Raw genomic sequence first — 6,820 nt, forward strand, 5'->3', positions numbered from 1 at the left:
TGCCATCGCTGCGATGGGTCGCCTGTTACGAACGATTTACCATCTCGTGATTACGAATCAGATGTATATATACGGCGTCAAGCGCCAATCATTCTGATTACATCTATAGTGTACTAGCCTTACTCAAAAAAATAAAATGGCTAAGGTCTATTTAGTGTACTCAAAAATCGTATTTCAAACTGTTCAAATCGCAAAGAAACCGTTTTGAATCCCTAAGTTCAAATCAATTCAAAGACATAAATACTGCTAGACCAATATTAATACTTGACTAGAGGTAGAAAAAGGATATCGCCATTGCTTTATCCTTCCACGACCAAGTTTCAAGATAATATAAGAAAGCGGCGATATCCCATGTCTGATTCTACTAAAGTTTTGCTCAATATTGAAGATAAAAATGTTTTTATTGATGAGGTTGTCCGTGGTGACCAGGCAATTCAGGTTAAGGCACACCTAACCTATGTCCCTAAGGCATGTTCAGAGTGCGGTGTCTTGAATCAACACACGATTATTAAATATGGCTGGCGAACGGTTCATACTCGCTTACCAAAAACGGGTGAATGGGCTGTCGTCATGCATTTACGTAAACAATACTATGAGTGTCACGCATGTCGTGGGCACTTTTTGGCTCACACAAGTATCGTTAAACGCAACTGCTCAATATCTTACAACACGCATCAGGCTTGTTTATCGAAGCTAAACGAATCCGTCTCAATGAAACACATTGCCCAGGAAATGAACACCTCGCCAAACTTCGTTTCGCGAGTGTTGAATCGTTTTTCATCCGATTTTAAAACGGACTATCACCATCTTCCAGCTGCTCTCCACATCGATGAAATCAAGAGTACCAAGGATGCCCAAGGTTCGATGAGTTGTGTTCTGATGGACAGTGGCTACCAGCTGTTCCGAGACATTCTTGACGTCCGATCCTTATCAGCACTGACACGTTATTTTAAACGTTATGATCTTGAAGTCCGGAATCAAGTTCGTTTTCTGGTGACAGACATGAACTATACCTATCCACAATTGTCGGAAGAAATCTTTCCCAATGTGATTGTGATCATTGACCGATTTTACATCATCAATGCCATTCAATGTGAGTTAAATAAGACCCGTATTGAAGTGATGAAAAAATTTGCGACATCATCGCGTGAATATAAGGCGCTTAAAAATATTGGAAATTATTACTCAAACTGGCCGCAAACCTGGATTATAAGAACTTTCACCGCTCTTCCCAGTTTAAATACGTCACCACTGAAGTTGACGTTATCGATAATTTACTAAGCTTAAGTCTTGAATTGGCAAAAGTTTACGCTTACGTACAACGTTTGTGTGGGGCCGTCAGGACAAATGATGTCAAAGAATTACGCAATGCCTTGGCCGATTCCATCGCTGCACCTGAAACCTTTGAGATGTGCTTAACTTATATTCGTGAGCATCCTGACTACATTGAAAACACTTTGAGGCACAAAGATTACTCTAATGGTCCTTTGGAAGGGACGAATAATCGGATTGAGGTCCTTAAACGATCCCGCTGTGGCTACACGAGATTTAAGAATTTCCGTCTGCGCATCCTTGTTATGTTAAGGACAAAAACAAAACGAGTTTGGGACATAACTCAAAATAAATCGACCAGAGAAAAGTGATTTTTGCTTTTCTCTGGTCGATTTTTTCATTGCCCTGGTTTTCTTGAATTTTTGTGATTAAACAGACCTTCTCTCGGGCCCATTTAATCATATTCATGGCCATTAGGACCAATCCAACTTCGTTGTTTACTTTATCTAACCCTCTAACCGAAAATCGAGTAAACCTCAAATGAGCCTTCACATCTGCGAAGACTGGTTCGACCTCGATTTTTCGTTGACCATAAATCTTCTTACCTTCGTCACTTTGGAGTTGAACTCTGGCGTAATTTTTAAAGTACAACCAGTTATTGTTGATGCTGACCTGGCGTTGTCGACCACTTGGCGTCTGTGCTAACGCTTGACGTACTGGATCTTCGAAGTAGTCTACTGCTTGGTAAACTTTGAATTTACGCTCTTGACCGTATTGATCGTGACGTATGCTGTAATTTTTAAAGTGAAATTCAATCCCTTGGTAGTCAGTGAAAACATCATTTTTTTCGTCGTATTGCCAGTTTTGGATCTTGGTGGGGTCGTTACGATAGCGCTTTTTCTTTTCTTTCTCGTACATCCCGTAAGGAATGAGGTATTGTTTATCCAGCTCATCAGTAATGTATTCATAGTTAGATTCACTACCATAACCCGCATCCGCGACAATGTATTTGACCGGTGTTGCGTCAAAATCGAAGATTTTTAAAAATGGCACTAACGTGCGCGTATCTGTTGGCCGTTGATATAAGTCATAGTAGTGGGTAAATTGATGCTGGGTCACAATCTGTAAATTGTAGCCAGGTTTTAATTGACCATTTGGATCTTCCTTCATTCGCATAAACGTCGCATCGTGGTCTGTTTTGGAATAGCTATTACGGTTACCAAAAGTTGCCAAGGCCTCATCATAGTTCGTTTTACGAGCTAACTGGCGTTGAAACTTCTTTAAATGACGGCGTCGTTGCTTGGCTGGTGAGCCGCCAGGCTGTGACTTTTCTGTTTCAATAGCCTGATCCAATTGCGCAATCTTGTCGTCCAATTGATTGGTAACGATTTTCATCTGGTCAACGTTGGTTGGTGTATAACGTTCTTGATCAATCGCAAGATCAACTTCATTTTGAATCGGTTCATCATAAAGTGCCCGCGTTTTCTCTGTTAGTTTGTTATTGTACTTAGTAATGTTTTTCTTCCAGACAAACGTATACTTGTTCGCATTAGTCAATAATTTGGTTCCGTCGATGAATAAGGCATCATAATTAACGAGTCCAGCTTGGTGCACTAATTCACGAAACTGAACGAAGGCTTGTTTAATAAAAACTGCCATAGTTGTGGAAACACGAAATCGATTAATTGTTCGATAGCTAGGTACTAAATCATAGACCCAATCAACCATTTCATATACAAGTTTTCAGCACACATTAGCTCAATTTCACGACCGCGGAATGTTTTTACGCGTGTACGCAAACAATAGAATCTTCATCATTAACTGTGGATCATAGGCTGGCCGCCCAGTGGCGGCAGTTGCGTTCATGACGTTAAAAGAATAGAGTTTACGAAACGGCTTAACACTGTGACCACATGATTTTCACTAGGCGTAAAATCTAAATTCACTGCCAAACTGGCTTGATTATTGTACATGAAGATGACCTCGCTTTCTGATTTTTTAGCCGCTGTTGGGTAAGTAGAGAATTGTCTCTGTGCCTACATAATAGTACAAAAATAAGGTTCGAAATCAAAAAACGATTTCGAACCTTATTTTTATTCAAGAGTTTTGTCCCAAACTCGTATTATGGTCGTTAATAACAACAGTCGACAGAGAACCGAAAAAAGGCTGAACTCTCTAAGGTTCAACTTTTTTCAAATAGCTCCATCAAAACTTAGGACCATAGAATCGCATGAATATCAGAATCATACTGTTAGTAAGTCAAGAAAAGATTAACCTCTGCATAATTCACCGTAAAGTAAAGATGAAAAATTGAATCATCTAACACGAAACATTATTAAAGGTCTATTTCTTATATTATGATGATTTCATACCATTGGAAGTTCTTCTGTCAATAGTACGAATGACTAATAGAAATAATACAAATAGGAAGGGACCACAGTAAATGAAAGGATATAAGTATCGTTGAGATCCATTGACAGGCGACAAAATGCAAACGCCAAGTTGAAGAAGTATAGGTACAAACACCGTTAAATATTTGAGATTCAATCTATTTGCAAATATGAGAGACAATATTAACAACGCAAAAAAGACGTACGAAGTACCTCTGAATAAGAGAGAAACCCCTGGTATAGAAACAAGGAAATTAAGCAGATTAATAATGATATTTCTGCCAAACTTATTTGACTGTGAATAATTAGATGAAAATTTATGACCAGACGTATGGAAGACATACTGATTTTTGTCGTGTTTAGGGACGTTTAGTGGGAATTGGTCGAAAGCTAAGTTTTGAGAATGCAAGTTTGTTTCAGGGTAAAGATTGAAATACTCATATGTCTGATTAAAGAAGGCTTCTAGATAAATACCAGGATGCCTAAACATCATTTTAAACCAGACTTTTTTGTAATCAGCCATGTCTTTTTTTGTTACTGTAGGATACTTGTAAACCAGAGGTGATCCACCCCCACCAGATTTCATGGCATCTGATACTTCAGGAGTATACGCACCAGCAATATTATCAATAACAAACATCTTTGATAGGACCCTTTTTTCATGTTTTGTGACGTCGTTTGGATAATATTTCAAATAACGGCCGGTTTGTTGCAATGGAATGGAGTACATTTCAATGGGATCGCCTGGAATGATATTTAAAGTGGTTGAAAGAGAGGAGTATGCAATCCTAAAAGCTATAACTGGAACTATCATAAAAAAGAGCACCGATTTCCAATTGTGATGAAATACCAAAATAGCCACTAACGATGAAATGATGGCTACGTAAAATCCGTATTTAATTGAGATGACTTGCAAAAGCAGATTAACGACCATCATAATGCGCCATGAAGTTTTTGACAATTGATTATTGTCAATTAGTGCATTAATTAAAAGTAAACAGAACCAAAGTAAAGTAGGACCATATATGGAGTTTTTGACTTGATACATGGCATACAGTGGAAATAGAGGGAAAAAACAATAGAAGTAGAACAAAATATTAATAGTTTTTCGCTGTAACTTAAGTGTTTCAAAAGTAACGAGAGACATAGAGAAAATAGCAATAGTGTATAAAGTCTGAATCAGTGTTATGAGAAATAATCCTATTTTTTCGGATCCTAATGAAACTCCGAATTTAATCAAGCCGCCATAATATAATGTTAGTAGAAAAGGATGATGATCAGAAATTGTAGACTGTCCCGAATGAAGGAGGTATTGCGCGGTTGGATAAACCCAACTAATTCTTTTCCCGAAAAATTCTGAAAATTGATTTAAAGTGTCCCATGACGCAGAACCTGGGAAAAGTACGATTAGGTAAAAAAACCATGCTACAAAAATCAAGAAGAAAAATCGCCAAAAACTAGTTTTCTTGTTTTTTGAAATTGGTTTGTCCGATGAAAACAGGAGCAATATATTCTTCTTAAAAATGAGAGGAAGTTTGGCCAACTGGAACAAGAAAAAAGTTAAAGACATCCATTTTAAAAGTGCTTTTCCGAGAATTGGAAAACTTGATGAAACAACTAAATCCCAAGTTCCAGTATATTGAAAGCTAAGAGCTAACAAACTGTAAGTGCTTATCAGCGCACTTACGAGTAATGTAGCAAAGTTAAACCACCTAGGACCATGAAATTTAATTGTAGTTAATAAAACCGTAACAACAAACGCGGTGACCAGCAATGTATTGACGTTATTTGGGCTGGCAGAATTCGCCAGTCCTAACAAGAAGCGCTGAAAAGGGTGGTTAGAAGACATATATGCAGCTTTGTACTGTGCCTCAGATGTGGCTAACAAAGAAATATTTAATCCCATTGAAATCAGTAGGCTTAGAACAACAATAGTTGTTCTTTTTTTTATTTTTGAAATTCGAAAAGACAGATTCATTGTGCGCTCCTAGCAGATATTAAAACTGACAGAACTGAATTGCGAACTACATCTTGTTAAATTCGTTGTGAATGAGTTGGAGCCTGAACTCAAATTCTCTTTGTTCTTTTTTTTGTATAGAATCCAATATCAGACCACTTGCATACGAAAGTAAACCCATTATGACTAGAAATCCACAAACAATCAATGTTGGCATATTTGCAACTTGACCACTTGTTAGATAGGGAATCCAAACTTTTGGAATGAAAACTAAAATGGCAATTAAAACACTCAGTAGTGAGATGCTGCCAAAGAATTGCAAAGGATGATAGTTGCGGAATAGTGTCAGTATTCGTCGGAGAACTTTAAAACCATCGCTGTACGTGTTTAACTTTGAGACACTGCCAGATGGCCTATCCCGATAATCGATAACTTGGTTTTCTACGTACATGTTGTTCTCAATTGCCAAGATACTCATTTCGGTTTCAATTTCAAAACCGTGTGATGCCACTGGATAGGATTTGACAAACTGGTAACTAAATGCTCTGTATCCTGTAAGGATATCCTTAATATCATTTTTGAAAAACAGATTAATACTGGATCTAACTAATTTGTTTCCAACATTGTGAAAAGGTCTTTGATTTTCTTGGAAGTAACTTGATGACAGGCGATCACCAACTACCATGTCGACGTGGAGCTCTTTTACCCTCTTTACCATCTCAGGTATAGCGTTAGTGGGATATGTATCATCGCCGTCAATCATTATATAGGCAGAAGCGTTAACTTCTCGGAACATTCTGCGAATGACGTTTCCCTTTCCTTGCTGAAATTCATGGCGAATAATGGCACCTGCAGAGCGGGCCTCATCAACGGTGTTGTCACTGGAGTTGTTATCATATACGTAAATTTTTACATCTTCGATGTTTTTAGTACTGTTTAAACAGTCAGTAACGACTTTTCTAATTGTTTTCCCTTCATTGTAACAGGGAATTAAAATTGCAACGTTATCAAGTTTCATTTGTACCCTCCAAAAATAATTGCTTCTGCCATAATAACATAGCTTACATATATAGTTACTCAATAACTGAATAATGTATGTATACGGCAAATTACAACTTTAATTCGAACACCGATTGAAAAACTCAATGGCAGTATGATGATCAAGCGTTTTTAATGGTCGATGATTAATTAGGTCTAAGGA

Annotated in this window: 6 protein-coding genes; 2 read left to right on the top strand and 4 right to left on the bottom strand. The window is 37.7% G+C overall.

Annotated features, from left to right (window positions below; genetic code table 11):
• Positions 1 to 351 precede the first annotated feature (351 nt).
• On the top strand, positions 352 to 1,281 hold the full coding sequence (locus GB992_RS08085) for a transposase (protein WP_161001976.1): 930 nt from the start codon (positions 352 to 354) through the stop codon (positions 1,279 to 1,281).
• Positions 1,203 to 1,643, top strand: coding sequence for a transposase (locus GB992_RS12015; RefSeq protein WP_431188834.1), 441 nt, complete (start codon positions 1,203 to 1,205; stop codon positions 1,641 to 1,643). The genes GB992_RS08085 and GB992_RS12015 overlap by 79 nt, the downstream gene beginning before the upstream one ends.
• On the opposite strand, the gene GB992_RS08095 is transcribed toward GB992_RS12015, so the two are convergent.
• The 4 genes from GB992_RS08095 to GB992_RS08105 all read right to left on the bottom strand — a co-directional run bounded on the left by GB992_RS08095 (position 1,576) and on the right by GB992_RS08105 (position 6,637).
• Positions 1,576 to 2,931: a transposase gene (locus GB992_RS08095; protein ID WP_431188833.1), complete on the bottom strand. Its 1,356-nt coding sequence runs from the start codon at positions 2,929 to 2,931 to the stop codon at positions 1,576 to 1,578. The genes GB992_RS12015 and GB992_RS08095 overlap by 68 nt on opposite strands.
• Positions 2,932 to 3,036: 105 nt before the next feature.
• Positions 3,037 to 3,138, bottom strand: coding sequence for a transposase (locus GB992_RS12045; protein ID WP_488655866.1), 102 nt, complete (start codon positions 3,136 to 3,138; stop codon positions 3,037 to 3,039).
• Positions 3,139 to 3,627: 489 nt separating this feature from the next.
• Positions 3,628 to 5,640: a DUF6020 family protein gene (locus GB992_RS08100; protein ID WP_161001977.1), complete on the bottom strand. Its 2,013-nt coding sequence runs from the start codon at positions 5,638 to 5,640 to the stop codon at positions 3,628 to 3,630.
• A 46-nt stretch (positions 5,641 to 5,686) separates the two neighbouring features.
• Complete coding sequence (locus tag GB992_RS08105; RefSeq protein WP_161001978.1) at positions 5,687 to 6,637, bottom strand: glycosyltransferase family 2 protein; 951 nt, start codon at positions 6,635 to 6,637, stop codon at positions 5,687 to 5,689.
• Positions 6,638 to 6,820: the final 183 nt, after the last annotated feature.

The organism is Furfurilactobacillus milii, assembly GCF_009863985.1.
GTDB classification, from domain to species: domain Bacteria; phylum Bacillota; class Bacilli; order Lactobacillales; family Lactobacillaceae; genus Furfurilactobacillus; species Furfurilactobacillus milii_A.

Coding starts and splice junctions, on each gene's coding strand:
- GB992_RS08105 (WP_161001978.1), bottom strand. CDS start 6,637: ATGAAACTTGATAACGTTGCAATTTTAATTCCCTGTTACAATGAAGGG.
- GB992_RS08085 (WP_161001976.1), top strand. CDS start 352: ATGTCTGATTCTACTAAAGTTTTGCTCAATATTGAAGATAAAAATGTT.
- GB992_RS08100 (WP_161001977.1), bottom strand. CDS start 5,640: ATGAATCTGTCTTTTCGAATTTCAAAAATAAAAAAAAGAACAACTATT.
- GB992_RS12045 (WP_488655866.1), bottom strand. CDS start 3,138: ATGAACGCAACTGCCGCCACTGGGCGGCCAGCCTATGATCCACAGTTA.
- GB992_RS08095 (WP_431188833.1), bottom strand. CDS start 2,931: ATGGCAGTTTTTATTAAACAAGCCTTCGTTCAGTTTCGTGAATTAGTG.